This is a genomic window from Nocardia sp. TBRC8007, assembly GCF_056629435.1.
This window is the reverse complement of sequence record NZ_JBWSOR010000137.1, coordinates 1-614: the sequence shown is the minus strand read 5'-3', so window position 1 is coordinate 614 and position 614 is coordinate 1. Positions and strand designations below refer to the sequence as shown.

At 70.7% G+C, this 614-nt stretch carries 1 protein-coding gene; it reads right to left on the bottom strand.

Features of this window, described 5'->3' with window-relative positions; translation table 11 throughout:
* A partial coding sequence (locus ACX4ZE_RS22980; protein ID WP_480275548.1) for a condensation domain-containing protein occupies positions 1-614 on the bottom strand: 614 nt, incomplete at both ends.

Below are 614 nucleotides of genomic sequence, written 5' to 3'. Positions count from 1 at the left end.
CGCCTCACCCAACAGTTCCCGCTGCCACAGCGTGTAGTCCGCGTACTGCACCGGTAACGGCACCCAGTCCGGGCCGCGACCGTGGGCGTGGGCGGTGTAGGCGCACACCAGATCCCGCAACAACGGCGCCAACGACCACCCGTCCCCGGCGATATGGTGCATCACCAGCACCAGCACGTACTCGTCGCGAGCACGGTCGTCTTCGACCGCCCCGGTGTAGCGGAACACACTCGCCCGTATCGGGATCTCCGCCGCCAGGTCGAACGCATACCGCGCCGCCGCGGCCACCGCCGCCTCCACATCCGCCACGTCCGCCACCTCCAGCGGCATGGCGAATTCTCCGGCCCCGAGCACCCGCTGCACCGGCACCCCGTCCACCTCGGCGAACACCGTGCGCAGGCTCTCGTGCCGCCCCACCACATCCACGAGCGCCGCCCGTAACGCCGCCACATCCACCGCACCCGACAGGCGCACCCCCAACGGCATGTTGTAGGTGGCCGAGGGGCCTTCGAACCGGTGGATGAACCACAACCGTCGCTGCGCGAACGACACCGGCACCACCTCCGGGCGCCGCACCACCGCCAACACCGGCCGCACCGCCGCATCGTCGTCGA